Raw genomic sequence first — 18392 nt, forward strand, 5'->3', positions numbered from 1 at the left:
AGGAAAATCGAAACACCTTTTCAGGAATGTCTTCTTCAGAAGGAGTACCTGCATCTAGTTGGAGTTGAGAATTGGCTCAGCTAGAGTCTTATGACCCATCAGCCAGGCAAACCGCCGCTGAGCAGTCATCAGGGAAGAAACCATGAACATCCAGCATCTGGAAATTGCGAACTTCCGCAAGCTCCTGTCTGTTCGAATCGATCTCGCCTGCACCACCACCCTTCTTGTCGGCGCTAATAACAGCGGTAAGTCCTCCGCGATGCTTGCACTGCGAAAGTTTCTGCTCTCCAAGGCATCAGCGTTTCGTTTGCAGGATCTGACGCTCTCACACCTTGCGGCTATTGATGCCATTGGCGAGGCGTGGGAGGTCGCGGGCGACGATTTCGAGATCCCGGCGGCAAACGACTGGGCAGAATGGCTGCCCACGCTGGATATCTGGGTTAAGGCAGAGGAAGGTGAACTGCATTTCATTCGGGATTTAATCCCGAATTTTGCCTGGAAAGGTGGGCACGTTGGAATGCGATTCCGGCTCGAACCCAAGGATATGCCCGCGCTGTTTACCGACTATCGCAAAGAGCGCACTCGGGTAAAGCAATTGCAGCAGGAGATCCTTAATCAAACGAAACCTGACCAATCACCGCCTGTTCTACCCCTTTGGCCACAGGGCCTGCACGACTACCTCAACCGGCGTCTAGGCAACACCTTCGTAGTGCGATGGTATCGCCTCGATCCCTCTCAGCTAAGGGATCCTGATCCCGACACTCGCCATGCCAATCAGCAGCCATTGGCTACGAGTGCGATTCCACTTGAGCGCAACCCCTTAGACAACCTCATACGCGTGCATGAGATCAATGCTCAACGCGGGTTTGGTGACAGTGCTGATGAACGCGTGACTGAAGGAAAAGGGGGATCGGGTAAACGGCTCACCGAACAACTACGCGCTTACTACACTCGACATCTAGATCCTGGCGACAGTCCGGACATTTCGGACTTAGAAGCGCTCACGGCGATCCAAGCTGCCCAGTCAGCGTTTGATACCCGTTTAACTTCAAGCTTTGCTCCTGCCCTGCGAGAAGTTGCTGGCCTGGGCTACCCCAACCATTCCGATCCAGCCATCAAGGTAGAGACCCGGCTTGCCCCCACCGACGGGATGAATCACGAAGCTGCAGTGTTGTTCGAGCTTGACTCAGTAGCGGGGGCGCCCGGTGCTCCGGCACTGCGCCTGCCCGAGACCTCCAACGGCCTGGGCTATCAAAACCTGATTTCAATGATTTTCCAGCTCATGGCGTTTCGTGATGAATGGCTTAAAAAATACAAGAATGTGGAAGAGCAAACTGCCTCGGGCGTAGAACCCATCCACCTTATCCTCATCGAAGAGCCTGAAGCCCACCTGCACGTTCAGGTGCAACAAGCATTCATCAAGCACGCCTACCATGTGCTGTGCTCCGACCCATTGCTTGAGAAATACCCGAACCTAAAAACCCAGTTGGTTGTCAGCTCCCACTCAAGCCATGTCGCCCATGAGACGGAATACGAAAATCTGCGCTATTTCCGCCGACTCCCAGCAGGGATGGCGGGTATACCAATCCCAGTCTCGACCGTCTCGAACCTAAGTTCCGTGTTCGGTAAAAAGAACCAGACCAAGGCATTTGTTACCCGCTACCTGCGCGCTCAGCATGCCGATCTTTTCTTCGCGGACGCAGTGATTCTCGTTGAAGGCGCTGCCGAACGCATGATGCTGCCTCATGTCCTGAGAAAGCATTTCCCCTTCCTGGATCGTTGCTACATCACCATCTTGGACATTGGCGGAAGTCATGCGCACCGGCTGCGCCCACTGGTCGACGCCTTGGGAATTATCACTCTGGTGATCACCGACCTGGATGCAGGTTTATTGAAGGTGGCGAAACCGGTCGAGCGCAATGCGCAGCAGCGCACCAACAATCCCACCGTGCGCCACTGGATGATGGCTCGCAATCTTGGCCATGACGTCGACACCTTGCTGAATTTAGCATTCGATGACAAGGCTCAGCAGATCGACGATCTGTTCTCGATCAGGATCGCTTATCAAACGCCCATCACAATTCGCCTCCCCCTTACGAATGAAGAAGTGGAAACTCTCCCGAATACGTTCGAGGACAGCTTGGTACTGAGCAATGCCGAGCATTTTGCGAATAAGAGTGGTCGCGGTTTGACACGATCATTCGCCAAAGCGTTGCGCGAAGCCGAAACAGCATTGGGGTTGGGAACTGCGCTGTTCGATGAACTCCGAGGCGGAGATAAAGCGGAGTTCGCGCTGCAGGTATTGGAAGACCCTGATTTCGCCAAGCTCTTGGTGCCAGAGTACATTCGCGAAGGCCTGACATGGCTCGAAGACAAGCTCAAGAAGAAGAGCAAAGAGCTTCTGATCATTCCCTCCGCCAGCATTGAGGTAACCGCCCAATGATCGTCACGACGGAGATCGAAATGGATGATGCACCGAGCGCTGATTGCATCATCGAGCAATGTCTGAACCTTGAGCAACCACGCAGTTTTTTCTTGTACGCAGGGGCAGGATCAGGGAAGACGTACTCGTTGGTCATGGCGGTGAAATCGCTCAAGGACAGAGAACGGCAACGCCTCACGTTCGAGGGGCGTCAGATTGCGATCATCACCTACACCAACGCCGCGCGCGATGAGATCGCGCGTCGACTTGAGTTCGATCCGCTGGTAGTGGTCTCCACCATCCATGCCTTTTCTTGGAAGATGATTCAAGGCTTCAACGACGACATACGTGAGTGGTTGAGGGTCAAGCTGGCAAACGATATCGCAGAGCTGGACGACAAGATTCGCCGGGCTAGACAGCCCAACAAGACCTCATTGGCAAACCAGGCAAGTCGAGACAGCAAAGCTCGTCGCCTGAATGACCTCGATAACATCCCAACCTTCACTTACAGTCCGACGGGAGATAATCGGGGCAGACAAGCCCTCAACCACACCGAGGTCATCCAGATGGCAGCGCAGTTCATTCCTGAGCCGCCATTGCTCAACATTCTCGCAGATCGTCATCCTGTTCTGCTGATTGATGAAAGTCAGGACACCAATGGCCCACTCATGGACGCATTTCTTCGAGTCCAAGCCCAAGTGTCAGATCGTTTTTGCCTCGGCCTGCTTGGCGACATGATGCAACGCATCTACAACGACGGTAAGGAGCGCCTAGACGAATCAATTCCTGATGATTGGGCCAAGCCGGAAAAGCGCATGAACCGGCGTTGTCCTACTCGCATTGTTGACTTAATCAATGTCATCCGTGCCAATGCCGACACTCACCAGCAGAAACCAAAGCCTGGTGCCATTGAAGGAACTGTGCGGATGTTCTGCACTCAGCAAGCGCCCGGCCAAGACTTCAGCTTGGAAGCTAGAATCGCTGAGCGTATGGCAGAGGTTACGGGTGATCCGACCTGGGCAAGCGGTACTGCGGGCAGGAAGACACTCATTCTCGAACACAAGATGGCCGGACGCCGCATGGGATTTGAAGGTGTATTCACGCCGCTCTACAACGTAGATCACCTTCGCACGGGACTGTTGGATGGGACGCTGCCCATCCTCAAACTATTTTTTGAGCGCGTCGCCCCCATTCTCCAGGCAGCTCAGAAAGATTCCTTTACGCTCATGGAGGCCGTACGACTCCGCTCCCCCCTTCTTGACCCGAGTTATATGAAAGACGCGCCAGACCAATTGGCCCTACTAGAAAAAGTCGGAAGCGCAGTCCAAACGTTGTGTGAGTTGTTTAGCAACGATCACGACCCACTGATCGAAGCCGTAGCCCAAGTACTCTTTGAAACCAGCCTGCTTGATCTTCCAGATCGGTTGATCGAGGCGATGCTGGCAGGTGCCACCGATGAGGCCCCACCGGAGACGACAGATCGTGAAGCGCTGGAAACCCACGCTTATCGCATGCTGTTAGGGCGCCCCTATTCAGAGATGGCTGCCCTTGCTGATTACGCTGATGAACTCTCGCCATTCGACACACACCAAGGCGTCAAAGGCTTGGAATTTCCACGCGTCATGGTGATCATCAATGACGAAGAAGCTGGCGGGTTCCTCTTCAGCTACGACAAACTGCTGGGCGTAAAGCCTGCCTCTGAAACTGATATCAGAAACGAGCGCGATGGCAAAGACAGCTCCCTTTCTCGAACACGCCGCCTGCTTTACGTCACCTGCAGTCGTGCCGAGGAAAGTTTGGCGATCGTGGTGTATACAGCTCAACCGGAAGTGGCCAGAGCCTCGGTGATAGAGGCCGAATGGCTGACTGCTGACGAAGTGGTTATGATTTGATCAAGCGACACAAGCCAGGCGCCACTTGGCGCTTGGTCTCATCTCCGCGCATCTTGCTGCGCCGCTGAGGCTAGTACTCAAAGCGAAACCACGACAGCGCTGCCCAACGTTTCAAGCTGTATCAAATATTCTGCTGATCGCTCAACCTTCGGGTAAACCCTGCATCGTCTCTTAGCCCATCTTCCAATAAGGCTCAGTTTTTTTGATATGGCGGCTCGCTTTCTCAAGCGCAGGCCTCGACTCATCTTTTTCCAGGTACCAGTAGCAGTACGTGATCGCCCGCGTAATGGCGACATAAGCTGTGCGCAAGGCCTCCTCGCTTTGAGCCGTGTCGTATCCACAGGGATCTCCCGGCCTGCTAAGCCCGGCTTGCGCATAGAGATCATTTTTTGACGGCGACGATGTCTTCAAGTCGCAGTCGCCTAACAGGAAAACCGCCTTGGCCTGCAGGCCTTTGGCGGAATGGTACGTCAAGAACTTGATTTGGGTGGAGCGTTTCTCAAATCGGGATCGCTCAACCAGTTCCTTCAACTCATCACGTGCCTCTTCCTTCACAGAGTTGGAACGCGTAAGTACGAGAATGGAGTCGCCAGCATCGTAATGACGCTCGACATCGGCAGCGATTTGTTTCCATTCCAGATCTTGGATTTTGACCGGTACCTGGTGCTCCGTGACCTCAGGGTTCATAGCGGTGCCATGCTTATTATCGAGTCCCGGGGTGCGCTTCACAATTTCCTCGGCGGCATCGATCACCATCTGATGCGAACGATGATTCTCCTGCATCAAAACTTGATTAGGTACTGGTGATTCAAAGACCTTGTCAAATTCAAGCAAGTAGTGAGGCGAGCTGCCGCGCCAGCCATAAATGCTTTGCCAGTCATCGCCAACCGCCATGACTGATGCATGTGCCGCCCGCCCCTTCGTAGGGACGACCAGATTACGTCGCTCGATCTCGGCAAATGTTGCGCGAATCCATGAGATCGTATTGGCGCCTACGTCTTGGAATTCATCAACTAGCAAGGTCGTCATCGGCTGGAGGACACCGGGTGTTAACACCCGAAGGTTGTGAGGCTTGCGCTCGCTGAACAATGCAAACATGGTGTTGAATGTCATGATCGGCGGAGACATGTGGAACAGCATTCGCGTGAAGCTGCTCCAGTAGATCGCCAGCGCATGGAAGAAATCCCGATCCGGATCGTCTTTGCGAAGACGCATTGCTCGGATGGCTTCGAACACGTCCAGCCCCAGGTTTTCCATGTACGACGCTGCGCTATAAAACGCCTCGGTGATGTACTGAGGGACGATATCCCCCTCAATTTTGTAGTTAAATTTCGGGCAAGTGTTCGCGAGGTTTTTGATCACCTCAATCGACTTGTCAGCATCCATATAGCTTCGCAGGAAGATTACAGGCCGGGAACAGTGCGCCTGGAAAAGTATGAGCTTATTTTTGACGTCATACGTGAGGTACTGCCAGCGCCCTTCCTTCGCCCTCAGCTCGCTATCCTCAGAGCGGTCTACGCCTAGAATAACGAACGCATCGATCTCAGAGATGTAGCCGTTAACCTGAAAGTCCTGCCCTAGGAGTCGGATCACTTTCCGAGAGGGCTCGATTCCCTGAATGGGCCATTTGCCTGCTGCTCGCCAGGTGCGCTCCAGCGTGTCGCAGATGTCTTCGTCTGCCTTGGCTAGATCGCGAGCCTGCCGCTGCGCCTTGAGCGCTTCAGGGCTTTCAGCACTCATCTTCTCTATCGCAAGCGAATGGCTGTACAACTTGCCGATCAGTGCTTTGAATTCCGGGTTGGAGTCATACAACTTCATGTAGCAATCGTTCATCAGTGCTAGCTGGGCTTCCCCCATCTTCACCTGGAACATCGACCCCTTTTCCTTGGTACTCCCGTCCTTTTCCAAAAACTCGAACGGTGCTACATCGCTCATGCCCGGCAAACAGCGTGCAAACGAAAGAATCCTCGAATGGAAGGTTCGAACGATTTTAAGCGAATCCTCGACGGTAATGTCGTACTTCCAGTGCTTAAACACCTCCCTCACCTTTTTCGCGAAATCCAATTTGGATTCAACGGTGAAGGTTACGACGGTCATATTCTTAAATTCGATCCCAAGGTAGTGACGCAGCACCAACAGGCGGAGCACCATGGTAGTGGATTTTCCGCTCCCGGCCCCTGCCACCACAGAAGTGGTGGGCGTTTTGGAGAGGATCATTTCCCATTGGGATTTAGACGGGATCTGTTTGGGAAGTCGAGCTATGACATCTGCGCGGATCTGCCCCGCCAACTCATCGGTGATGGGGAAGCTCCAGTCCTTGAACAGTACGTCCTCACGTACACCAGGAGCCCCGATTGTAGGAGATGGCCCAGGCTGCAGTTCAATGACAAGCTTACCTTCCTCGTAACCTTTCTTGTGCCCCTCATCAAAACCAGCAATATGGCCCTCATCAAACCCGACCATACGGCCTTCGTGATGTCCGGAGACGTTGCCTTCACGCAGCCCTAGAGCACGCCCCTCAACCTTGCCTGTCTCGGTACCCGCCTGGCGCCCCGCATCAAACCCTAGTCGATACCCATTCTGATGCCCAAAAGATCTACCAGCCTGCCACGCGGAAGTCTGCTGGAGGCCCGCCGCATCCATGGCCCTGTTTATTAGCCGGTGAAATAGGTTTTTTGAGAGGGGGGGTTCTGGCTGATCGTTGATATTCGAACCAATCTCTGGAACTTCCAATACGTTACCTCTCCACTACGGCATGACTAAAAACTAATGACGACAAGGCGACAATCAGAATACACCGCCCGAGTAACGCGGTTTGGGGATCGCAGGCGCAGGAGAGGTTACCAAGGGTGAAAACGGAGCTCAAACGCAGCGGGCAAGGTCAGATGCTCACGGTATTCACTCTGGGACGATGTGAGGGTAAAGAACGCTAGGCACACCGTAAATTTCTACCGCGTTCTTGCTGGCCTGGTCAGCTTTCAAACGTACGACCATCTTGGCTTACTGATGGGAGCGGAATGTCTGGGTGACAGAGGTTGGAGTGTTGCCAAGTGTTGCGGGAGTCACTGCGCTACCGTGTCACATCCCGAGGGTGGGAGTGGCTGAAAGCGGCAGAATCCTGGGGAGGGGAAATTAGGGGAAAAAGCGATAAAGCGTTTTTGACAACATTCGGACTATTTTTTGCTAATTAGCAAAACTTGAAATTCATCGACGCACAGTTTTTTGCGCAGACGCTGGGAACGGTTAGTCGCCATTGGAACAATCCTCATAAGTAATAACGGGCGGCACTTTAGCAGTTTAAGGCGCCGATTACCCGCCTCAGAACGGCGCGACGTCTACCGTCGGTAAAAAAATAGCGGATTAGTCGACCAAGGTGCGGCACAAGCCCCTGCACCTTGGGGCATAATGCCGACACTTTCATGACCGCTGAGGGAATTTATCACCGTGCCCTCGTCTTTTTCCCCCTCGGCTGTAGGGTTTTATTTCAGATGATCAAATCTTTGCGTCCATTGCTGCTGGCCAGTCTTCTTCTGCCCCTGGCCCTCCCCGTTTCCGCCGCGCCAATCAACACCGCCCTGTCGCCCAACGTTGAAAAGGCCCTCAAGGCCAGCAAATTGCCGGACAGCGCCTTGTCGCTGGTGATGATCCCGCTTAACGGCCCGGGCACCCCAACCGTTTATAACGCTGACGTTTCGGTCAACCCGGCCTCGACCATGAAACTGGTCACCACCTATGCGGCGCTGGAAATGCTTGGCCCGAACCACCAGTGGAAAACCGAGTTCTACACCGATGGCACCCTCAGCGGTGGCATCCTCAACGGTAACCTCTACCTCAAGGGTGGCGGCGATCCGAAGCTGAACATGGAAAAACTCTGGCTGCTGATGCGCGACTTGCGCGCCAATGGCGTGACCCAGGTCACCGGCGACCTGGTGCTGGACCGCGGCTTCTTCGTGCAACCGCAACTGCCCGAGTTCAACGACGACGGCAATGACGAGAACAAACCGTTCCTGGTCAAGCCCGACGCACTGCTGGTCAACCTCAAGGCCCTGCGCTTCGTGGCTCGCAACGACTCGGGCAAGGTTCTGGTGTCGGTCGAGCCGCCGATTGCCAGCATCCGCATCGACAATCAGGTCAAGGCGCTCAACTCCAAGCAGTGCACCGGGGGCGTGCGCTACAACCCGGTGACCCAGGCTGATGGCAGCGTCACCGTGACCGTCGGCGGCCAGTTGGGCGAAGGTTGCAGCTCCCAGACCTACTTGTCGCTACTCGACCACGCGACCTACACCGCCGGCGCCGTGCGCGCGATCTGGAAGGAATTGGGCGGCAGCATCCAGGGCCAGGATCGTCTGGCACCGACGCCGAGCAGCGCCAAGGTGCTGGCCCGGGCCTACTCGCCAGACTTGGCGGAAATCATTCGCGACATCAACAAATACAGTAACAACACCATGGCTCAGCAGTTGTTCCTGAGCCTGGGCCAGAAATTCCGCACCGACGCCGACAGTGATGACGCGAAAGCGGCCCAGCGTGTGGTGCGTCAGTGGCTGGCGCAGAAAGGCATCACATCACCGCACCTGGTGATGGAGAACGGTTCCGGCCTGTCCCGCGCCGAACGGGTAAGCGCACGTGAAATGGCCGCAATGCTGCAAGCCGCCTGGCGCAGCCCGTACGCCGCCGAGTTCATCAGCTCGATGCCGATTGCCGGCACCGACGGCACCATGCGCAAACGCCTGAAACACACGGCCATGACCGGTGAAGCCCACGTCAAGACTGGCACCCTGAACACCGTGCGTGCCATCTCCGGCTTCAGCCGCGATGTCAATGGCAATACCTGGGCGGTGGTGGCGATTCTTAACGACAAGGCTCCGTTTGGCGCGTCTTCGGTGCTGGATCAGGTGCTGCTGGACCTGTATCGCCAGCCGAAACTGCCGACCACGGCATCGGTGTTGTAAGCCTTTAGAGTCAAAAGATCGCAGCCTTCGGCAGCTCCTACAGGGTGTACACATTCCCATGCAGGAGCTGCCGAAGGCTGCGATCTTTTTCTGTCCACACAAACATCCCGCCTGACCTAGCTCATCTGCCCTTCAACCCGATCCCTTCCCGCCTGCTTCGCCGCGTAAACCCCCGAATCCGCCCGCAACAGCAACGCATCCGCGCCTTCCCCGACCCGCCAGCTGGCAATCCCGAAACTCGCGGTAACGATCCCCACCTCGTCGATCGGCGAACTGCGCAACCCTTGCCACAGTTCCAAGGCCAACACATGCGCCTGTTCGCCGTCGATGTCCGGGCAGAGCACCATGAACTCTTCGCCCCCCAGGCGACAGAACACATCGGTGCGCCGCAGACGACGGCCAATGCGTTCACACACTGCCTGCAATACCCGATCGCCCACGGCATGGCCGTGCTGGTCATTGATGCGTTTGAAATGGTCGATGTCGAGCATGATCACCGACAACTCGCCACCGCCGCGCTCGACCCGGGCCATTTCGGTGGTCAGGCGCTCCTGGAAATAGCGGCGGTTATGGATTCCGGTCAATGAGTCGGTCACCGACAGCGCGCGCAATTCCTCTTCAACACGCTTGAGGTCGGAAATGTCCGAAATGTAGCCATGCCACAGCACGCCGCCACCGGGCAGCTCCTCCGGCGTCGCTTCGCCGCGAACCCAGCGCAGGCCACGCTCGGGCAATTGCACGCGATACTCTTCGCGCCATGGGCTGAGGTTGTCCGCCGACACCTGGATCGATGCGCGGACCCGGCGCGAGTCCTGAGGATGAATCCGCGAGAACACCGCTTCGGCATTGCTCAGCAGTACCTCCAATTCGAGTTCGTAGATCTCGCGCATCCCGTCGCTGGCGTAGATCACGCTGAAGCGCCCATCGAACTCCATCTTGAACTGGTAAATCCCGCCGGGCACATGGGCGCTGAGTTTCTTCAACAACAAGTCCCGCGCCGCCAGGGCCTCGTGAACGCGCTTGCGCTCGGTGATGTCGATACAGATCGCCAAGTGCCCGACCCACAAACCCTGCTCGTCGAGAACCGGGGTCGCCAGCATGTTCACCGTCAAATGGCTGCCGTCGCGGCGCACCAGCGTCCACTCCCGGGCTTCGTGACCGCCCTCTTCTCCGCCTTCGACCAACATGGCCTGACAGGTCGGAATCGGCTTGCCATAGCGCGCGCTCAACTCCGCCGACCGCGCCTCGAGCTCCCGGGGCAGGTGCAGGTTTTCCAGGGTCATGTGGCCCACGGCCTGCGCACTGGAGTAACCGAGCATGTGCTCGGCACCGGCGTTGAAAGTGCTGACGATCCCGCGCAGGTCGGTGGCGATAATCGCCACCTGAGTCGCAGCATCCAGCACGCCGCGCAATTGGCCATGCGTGCCGCGCAGCTCTTGCTCACGGGCGTGCAGTTCCTCGGTCCGTTGCTCGACCATTTTCAGCGCCCGTTGCCGCTGGCTGACCAACACATAGAGAAACACGCTGAGCAGCAAGCTGAGTAAACCACCCAGCACCACCTGGCTGGTCACCGAGGAATGGTTGGCTTGCAGGAACGCCGCACTGGGGCGCATATCCACTTGATAATCGTGGTCGGCCAGACGCAGCAAGCGCGTGGAGGACAAGTCACTGGCCCCCGCCGGGTTGGTCGACTCGTACAGCACTTCGTGTTGGTCATCGGTGGACAAGTCGAGAATGCGCACCGAGAGAGAATCATGATTCTCTTCCGGCAGCCCGTCCGCCAGCAGCTGGCGCATGCTGATCACCGCCATCACATACCCGACGGGCGTGGTGTCCGGCAGGTGCTGACGGCTGACGGGGGCCACCAGCAACACCCCCCGTGAATAGGCAGGCTCAATGCCTACCAGATGCAATGGTTGCGAGACAGCCATGCGGCCAGTTCGATCGGCACGCTCCAGGGTCGAACGGCGCAGGGGCTGAGCCAGCAGGTCGTAACCCAGCGGCGTGGGCAGTCGGCTCTGGGTTTGGGTATAGAGCACCGGCACGTACTCGTCCCGCTCCGCGGCCGGTTGCAACTGGCCGTCGGCGGTGAGTTCGCGAAAGGTGAAATTGCTCAAGCCTTCGTCATGCACGAAGCGTTCAAGCAAGGGGCGTTCGGCGCGGGAAACCCGTGGTGCCCAGGAATAGGCTTGGGTGCGCCGCAGAAGAGGTTTGGCGTAACCGTCGAATTCCTCGCGGGACACCGACTCGGAATTGGCAAAGAACCGGCGCAGGCCATCGAGGCGCTGCTCCTGATCTTCGAAACGTTCTTCGATACGGCTGTAGCGTTCACTGGCGAGCAGTTGGAAACGTTGCCGCATTTGCTGATGAAACTGATTGAGCGTGGCCCAGGCCAGTAACCCCGTAAGAATCCCGCCGACGAGCAATACCAGCAGCGCGACCAGCCAGGCCGAGACATCTTCGCTGATAAAACCCAGGATCTTGGGGCGCACGGCGTGTAACGACATAAACGCAACTCATAACGCCAGGTGCCGGAAAGCCCATTGGCCATGAGTTGAGTTATAGCTATTAGCCACTAATTTGACCAGCACTGAAAGAACCAAAGAGCCTTTAAAAATCAAGGCTCTGTGGATCCAATCAGCTCAAGTGTCAGCGAGCAGTGATCTTCCAGGCACGGTGGATTTTGCCATTACGGGCGAAATCCGGATCGATGGTCTGGGCCGTGATTTCTTCAACGGCATAACGCTCGGTGAGGTTTTCCTCGAGCTGGAACTTGCGGAAGTTGTTGGAGAAATACAACACCCCGCCCGGTGCCAGTCGCGCCATGGCCAGGTCAATCAATTGCACCTGGTCACGCTGCACGTCGAAGATCCCTTCCATGCGCTTGGAGTTGGAGAAAGTCGGCGGGTCAATGAAGATCAGGTCGTATTCGTCACGGCAAGCATCGAGCCAGGCCATCACATCGCCCTGTTCCAGACGGTTCTTGTCAGAGAAGCCGTTCAGCGACAGGTTGCGACGCGCCCAGTCCAGGTAGGTTTTCGACAGGTCGACGCTGGTGGTGCTGCGCGCGCCGCCCTTGGCCGCATGCACGCTGGCGGTCGCGGTGTAGCAATACAAATTGAGGAAGCGCTTGCCGACCGCCTCTTTCTGAATCCGCATGCGCATCGGCCGGTGGTCGAGGAACAACCCGGTGTCGAGGTAGTCGGTGAGGTTCACCAGCAGCTTCACGCCGCCTTCGTTGACCTCGTTGAACTTGCCCTGGGCGCTCTGGCGTTCGTACTGCTTGGTGCCGCTCTGACGTTCGCGACGCTTGACCACCACGCGGCTCTTGTCGATGTTCAACGCCTGCGGGATTGCCGCCAGGGCATCGAACATCCGCGCCGAGGCTTTTTCCGGATCGATGGATTTCGGCGCGGCGTATTCCTGAACGTGGACCCAATCGTGATACAGGTCGATGGCCATGGAATATTCCGGCATGTCGGCATCGTAGACGCGGTAGCAGTCGATGCCTTCACGCTTGACCCACTTGCCCAGCGCCTTGACGTTCTTTTGCAGACGGTTGGCAAACATCTGCCCGCCCTCGCTCAGGCGCGGCTGCTCGATCACCGGGGCGGGTGCCGGAGCCGGTTTGATCGGATTGCCGTTTTTGTTGTACTTGCGTTCTAGCGGCTCGCTCGGTGCTTCATCGTAGGCCGCCTGTTCACGCTCGGCCTGACGCTGTTCCGGGGTGCGACGCTCGCCGGTGACGAACTGGTCTGGCGTGACCTTGATCAGCAGCAATTTGCACGGCAACGCGCCGTTCCAGAACGAATACTGTTTGTGACTGCGGATGCCCATGCGCTTGCCCAGGTCCGGAGCGCCGGTAAATACCGCCGCCTCCCAGTTCAAGCACGCCTGACGCAGGCGCTCGCCGAGGTTCTGGTAGAGGTAGAGCAGGCTCGCCTCATCGCCCAGACGCTCGCCGTACGGAGGGTTGCAGATCACCAGGCCTTTCTGGTTCTGGTCCGGGCGCGGCTCGAACGTTGCCACTTCGCCCTGGTAAATCTTGATCCACTCGCTCAGGCCGGCACGTTCGACGTTGTTGCGGCCCGGTTGAATCAGACGCGGGTCGGCTTCGTAACCGCGAATCCACAGCGGTGGCTTGGCCAGGCCGGCCGCGGCGCGTTCGGTGGCTTCTTCGTGGAGTTTTTTCCACAGCGCCGGCACGTGACCGAGCCAGGCGGTGAAGCCCCACTGCTCACGGCGCAGGTTCGGCGCCATGTCAGCGGCGATCATCGCGGCTTCCACCAGGAACGTGCCGACACCGCACATCGGGTCAGCCAGCGCGCCGCCATCGGCGGCAATGCGTGGCCAGCCGGAACGGATCAGAATCGCTGCCGCGAGGTTTTCCTTCAGCGGCGCAGCACCTTGCTGCAAGCGATAACCGCGCTGGTGCAGGCTGTGCCCGGACAGGTCGAGGGACAGGATGGCTTCGCCACGGTCCAGACGCAGGTGAACGCGCAGGTCCGGGTTGAGCTTGTCGATGGACGGGCGATCGCCCTGCGGGGTGCGCAGTTTGTCGACGATGGCATCCTTGACCTTCAAGGCGCCGAAGTGCGTGTTATCGATGCCAGAGCCGTGACCGCTGAATTCGACGGCCAAGGTGCCGTCGTTGAGCATGTGGTCTTGCCACTCGATATCCAGCACGCCGTGGTAGAGGTCTTCGGCGTCCTTCATCGGGAAGCGCTTGAGCACCAGCAGCACCCGGTTCGCCAGACGCGACCACAGGCACAGGCGATAAGCGGTTTCCATGGTGGCCATGCCGCGCACAGCCGAGGTGTGCTCGCGTGCTTCCTCAAGGCCAAGCCCGACGGCTTCCTCGATGAGCAGACCTTCAAGGCCTTTGGGGCAAGTGAGGAAGAGTTCGAAACGATCGGACATGGTAATTCCAGAGCCTTTAGCTAAGTGAACCGACAACGCGTTGCCGATCCGGATTTCAATCAGGCGTTTTTCTAACAGAACGCCCGCGTGGCACGAAGGTGTGCCGTCCCACCCCGACTGCTCGGGTTAAAAGAGCTTAGATGCCAGGGCAGATTAAAAAGTTGATGCAACAAAATGTCATAAGTCGACCCTTCGTCGAATAATCCCCAAGGGCAACAGGTGTCATTCTCGTTAAAGGCGCAACCCCCACCATCCAGCGCAGGGCCGATCATACCGGGCTTTGGCCAAGAAACACGGGACAAATATCGTGTTACTTATGGCCATACCATCTTTATGGTTACGTTCTTATGACAAAACGGTCATTCCCTCGATGTGACGCATTGGTTAGAACTCAACTCAGGTTGACGTCGCAACGGCGTCAACACCTTGGCTCGCGACGCCGGCAGCGAGCCACCAACGGCAGAATTTTTCTGCCTGACCTCGATTGAGGTCGACGCGATACATACAGTCAACAAGTGAGGGAAACACCCTATGAGAAGACTTAAGCGTGATCCGTTGGAAAGAGCATTTTTGCGCGGATATCAATATGGCGTTGGTGGTAAATCCCGTGAGCTTTGCCCTTTTACTCTACCGTCGGTACGCCAAGCCTGGATCAATGGCTGGCGAGAAGGACGCGGCGACAATTGGGACGGTATGACCGGCACTGCGGGAATCCACAGACTCAACGAACTTCACGCCGTCGGCTAATACAGGGCACACACTCCGACACGACAATCTGATTACGCTACGACTTAACCACGCACGTCCTATCCGGACGGCGGGCTTCGGCCCAGGGGCTCCTTCGAGGAGCCCTTTTTTATGCCTGCAAAGAACTACGGTGGTGAAGTCGTTTCTGTGGCGAGGGAGCTTGCTCCCTCTGAGCTGCGAAGCGGCCCCAAAACCAATCAACCCGGTGTGTCAGGTAAAACGCGGTTGCAGGATTTACGACTGCTTCGCAGCCGAGCGGGAGCAAGCTCCCTCGCCACAAAAGCCCTCAGCACAAGGCCCCTACACTGCCTTCAGCACAACGCGGCGATGGCATCTACCGATTCACGAATCAGTGCCGGGCCTTTATAGATAAAGCCCGAATATATCTGCACCAGGCTCGCACCCGCAGCGATTTTCTCAGCCGCGTGCTTGCCTTCGGTGATACCGCCCACGGCGATGATCGGCAAGCGACCGGCCAGTTCCGCCGCCAGCACCTTCACGGTGTGGGTGCTCTTGTCGCGAACCGGCGCGCCGGACAACCCGCCCGCCTCGTCACCATGCTCCAGACCTTCGACACCAACGCGACTCAGGGTGGTGTTGGTGGCGATCACCGCATCCATTCCGGTTTCGATCAACGCCTGGGCGACTTGAGCGGTTTCTTCATCACTCATGTCGGGCGCGATCTTGATCGCCAGCGGTACATGTTTGCCGTGGCGCTGGGCCAATTCCGCCCGGCGCGTGGCCAGGTCGGCGAGCAATTGCTTGAGCGAGTCGCCGAATTGCAGGCTGCGCAGGCCCGGCGTGTTCGGCGAGCTGACGTTGACCGTCACGTAGCTGGCATGGGCGTAAACCTTGTCCAGGCAGATCAGGTAATCGTCGACCGCACGTTCAACCGGCGTATCGAAGTTCTTGCCGATGTTGATACCCAGCACGCCCTTGTACTTGGCCGCGGCCACGCGAGCGAGCAAGTGATCGACGCCAAGGTTGTTGAAACCCATGCGGTTGATGATCGCCTCGGCTTGCGGCAAGCGGAAAATCCGTGGTTTCGGATTACCCGGTTGCGGGCGCGGGGTGATGGTGCCGATTTCGACGAAACCGAAACCCAGTTGGGCAAATCCGTCGATCGCCGCGCCGTTCTTGTCCAGACCGGCCGCCAGACCCACCGGGTTCGGGAATTCCAGGCCCATGACCGTCACCGGCATTTTTGCCGGTGCCTTGCACAGCAAGCCGTTGAGGCCCAAACGCCCGCCCGCGCCGATCAGGTCCAGGGACAGATCGTGGGAGGTTTCCGGGGAAAGTTTGAACAGCAGCTGACGGGCCAGGGTGTACATGGGCAGGCTTGACTCGGTTGGCGATGAGAGGCGGCGATTATAGCCGTGCATCAGAGCTTCACGCGAGGCGCGCGACAAAATCAGCCGGCGATGGCATATGCCTTGCACCAACATGGTCATCAGCACTCATGCCAACGACGGGATGAGTGGCAGGACAATGGCGTCGTCACCGGCTCTGCTCGCGCAGAGGCCATGGGACGACGTTTTTTTTGGAAGGTGCAAATCGATGAATGAACCATCAGCCGGCCCACTGGCCTGGGTCAACGGCAGCGATGCCCCGGAAAAAACCGAAATAAACCTTGGCTTCATGGCCCTGAGCGACTGCGCCTCAGTGGTAGTCGCCGCCACCCAGGGCTTCGCCCAGCCTTACGGCCTGACCCTGAACCTCAAGCGCCAGTCGTCCTGGGCCAACCTGCGGGACAAACTGGTCAGCGGCGAACTGGACGCCGCCCACAGCCTGTACGGCCTTATTTACGCCGTGCACCTGGGCATCGGCGGCGTAGCGTCCACCGACATGGCCGTGCTCATGGGCCTGAACCAGAACGGCCAGAGCATCAACCTCTCCCACGGCTTGCAGGCCTTGGGTGTGACCAGTCCTGAAGCACTGGACCACCACGTGCACCAAAGTCGCCCAAAACTGACCTTCGCCCAGACATTTCCCACGGGCACCCACGCCATGTGGCTGTATTACTGGCTGGCGAGTCAGGGCATTCATCCGTTGCAGGATGTCGACAGCGTGGTGGTGCCGCCGCCACAAATGGTCGCGCACCTGCAAGCCGGGCGCATCGACGGGTTCTGCGTCGGCGAACCGTGGGCTGCCAGCGCGGTGCAACAGAATCTCGGGTTCACCATGGCCACCACTCAGACCATCTGGCCCGATCACCCGGAAAAAGTCCTCGGCTGCACCCGCGCCTTCGTCGAGCAATACCCCAATACCGCCCGGGCCTTGGTGATGGCGATCCTCGAGGCCAGCCGCTTCATCGAAGCCAACCGCGAAAATCGCCGCAGCACCGCGCAATTGTTGAGCGCCCCCGAATACCTCGATGCCCCGCTCGATTGCATCGAACCGCGCTTGCTCGGTGACTACATCGACGGTTTGGGCAATCACTGGCAAGACCCGCACGCGATGCGTTTCCACGGTGGCGGCGAGGTCAATCTGCCGTATTTGTCCGACGGTATGTGGTTCATGACCCAGTTCCGTCGCTGGGGCTTATTGCGCGACGACCCGGATTACCTCGGCGTGGCCCGTCAGGTCCAGCAACTAGACTTGTACCGAGAGGCCGCCACCGCTGTCGGTGTACCCGCCCAGGCTCAGGAAATGCGCAGCAGTCAACTGATCGACGGCAAAATTTGGGACGGCTCGGACCCGACCGGCTATGCCCGCAGCTTCACGCTGCACGCCATGAGCGACAGCGCTCCCCTTCTCGCCAGCCGCTGACAGGAGCCTGCGAATATGTTGCGTATCCTGCTGATCAATGACACCGCGAAAAAAGTCGGGCGTCTGAAAGCGGCCCTGACCGAAGCCGGGTTCGAGGTCATCGACGAGTCCGGCCTGACCATTGACCTGCCCGCGCGCGTCGAAACGGTGCGTCCGGACGTGATTCTGATCGATACCGAGTCACCGAGCCGCGATGTGATGGAGCAAGTGGTGCTGGTGACTCGTGATCAACCTCGGCCAATCGTAATGTTCACCGACGAGCACGACCCCGGCGTGATGCGCCAGGCAATCAAGTCCGGCGTCAGTGCCTACATCGTTGAAGGTATTCACGCACAACGCTTGCAGCCGATTCTCGATGTGGCCATGGCGCGCTTTGAAAGCGACCAGGCCCTGCGCGCGCAACTGCACGCCCGCGACCAGCAACTGGCCGAGCGCAAGCGCATCGAGCTGGCCAAGGGGCTGCTGATGAAGATGAAGGACTGCAACGAAGAAGAGGCCTACACCCTGATGCGCCGCCAGGCCATGAGCCGCCAGCAGAAGCTGATACAGGTGGCGGAGCAGATCATTGCCATGAGTGAGTTGCTTGGCTGAAGGCCTCGACTCGGTTTCCCTTGTTGGCACAGATCTCGCTAAGTAATCCCTGCAAGGTAACCAACGGCGGTTGCCCCACCTACGACAAAGACGTCGCTCACC

At 57.8% G+C, this 18392-nt stretch carries 10 protein-coding genes; 6 read left to right on the plus strand and 4 right to left on the minus strand.

Going from position 1 to position 18392, the window contains the following annotated elements:
- Positions 1-142 precede the first annotated feature (142 nt).
- Together ACEN9A_RS20400 and ACEN9A_RS20405 are read left to right on the plus strand one after the other, a co-directional pair.
- Entirely contained in the window at positions 143-2443 is a 2301-nt protein-coding gene (locus tag ACEN9A_RS20400) for an AAA family ATPase (protein ID WP_028941091.1), read from the plus strand.
- A complete protein-coding gene (locus ACEN9A_RS20405) occupies positions 2440-4314 on the plus strand; it encodes a UvrD-helicase domain-containing protein (RefSeq protein ID WP_413386087.1) in 1875 nt (624 codons plus the stop codon). The genes ACEN9A_RS20400 and ACEN9A_RS20405 overlap by 4 nt, the downstream gene beginning before the upstream one ends.
- A gap of 171 nt (positions 4315-4485) precedes the next feature.
- On the opposite strand, the gene ACEN9A_RS20410 is transcribed toward ACEN9A_RS20405, so the two are convergent.
- Positions 4486-7047: a UvrD-helicase domain-containing protein gene (locus ACEN9A_RS20410; protein WP_413386085.1), complete on the minus strand. Its 2562-nt coding sequence runs from the start codon at positions 7045-7047 to the stop codon at positions 4486-4488.
- A gap of 755 nt (positions 7048-7802) precedes the next feature.
- On the opposite strand from ACEN9A_RS20410, the gene dacB reads away from it, so the two are divergent.
- Positions 7803-9263: a D-alanyl-D-alanine carboxypeptidase/D-alanyl-D-alanine endopeptidase gene (gene dacB / locus ACEN9A_RS20415; RefSeq protein WP_019579764.1), complete on the plus strand. Its 1461-nt coding sequence runs from the start codon at positions 7803-7805 to the stop codon at positions 9261-9263.
- A 116-nt stretch (positions 9264-9379) separates the two neighbouring features.
- Here dacB and ACEN9A_RS20420 read toward each other — a convergent pair whose 3' ends face one another.
- Both ACEN9A_RS20420 and rlmKL read right to left on the minus strand, forming a co-directional pair.
- Complete coding sequence (locus tag ACEN9A_RS20420) at positions 9380-11770, minus strand: sensor domain-containing diguanylate cyclase (RefSeq protein ID WP_258670195.1); 2391 nt, start codon at positions 11768-11770, stop codon at positions 9380-9382.
- Positions 11771-11912: 142 nt separating this feature from the next.
- A complete protein-coding gene (rlmKL, locus tag ACEN9A_RS20425) occupies positions 11913-14183 on the minus strand; it encodes a bifunctional 23S rRNA (guanine(2069)-N(7))-methyltransferase RlmK/23S rRNA (guanine(2445)-N(2))-methyltransferase RlmL (protein WP_258670197.1) in 2271 nt (756 codons plus the stop codon).
- Positions 14184-14714: 531 nt separating this feature from the next.
- Here rlmKL and rmf point away from each other — a divergent pair.
- Positions 14715-14930, plus strand: a complete 216-nt coding sequence (rmf, locus tag ACEN9A_RS20430) for a ribosome modulation factor (RefSeq protein ID WP_003223300.1) — start codon at positions 14715-14717, stop codon at positions 14928-14930.
- Positions 14931-15241: 311 nt separating this feature from the next.
- Here the strand turns inward: rmf and ACEN9A_RS20435 are convergent, their stop codons facing one another.
- The gene (locus ACEN9A_RS20435) at positions 15242-16261 is read right to left on the minus strand and encodes a quinone-dependent dihydroorotate dehydrogenase (protein ID WP_258670199.1); all 1020 of its coding nucleotides are present in this window, start codon (positions 16259-16261) and stop codon (positions 15242-15244) included.
- A 226-nt stretch (positions 16262-16487) separates the two neighbouring features.
- On the opposite strand from ACEN9A_RS20435, the gene ACEN9A_RS20440 reads away from it, so the two are divergent.
- Both ACEN9A_RS20440 and ACEN9A_RS20445 read left to right on the plus strand, forming a co-directional pair.
- Complete coding sequence (locus tag ACEN9A_RS20440; RefSeq protein WP_258670202.1) at positions 16488-17699, plus strand: CmpA/NrtA family ABC transporter substrate-binding protein; 1212 nt, start codon at positions 16488-16490, stop codon at positions 17697-17699.
- 15 nt (positions 17700-17714) lie between these two features.
- Positions 17715-18290, plus strand: coding sequence for an ANTAR domain-containing response regulator (locus ACEN9A_RS20445; protein ID WP_018925269.1), 576 nt, complete (start codon positions 17715-17717; stop codon positions 18288-18290).
- The last annotated feature ends 102 nt before the right edge of the window (positions 18291-18392 follow it).

The sequence above is a fragment of the Pseudomonas sp. Pseusp18 genome (genome assembly GCF_059506005.1).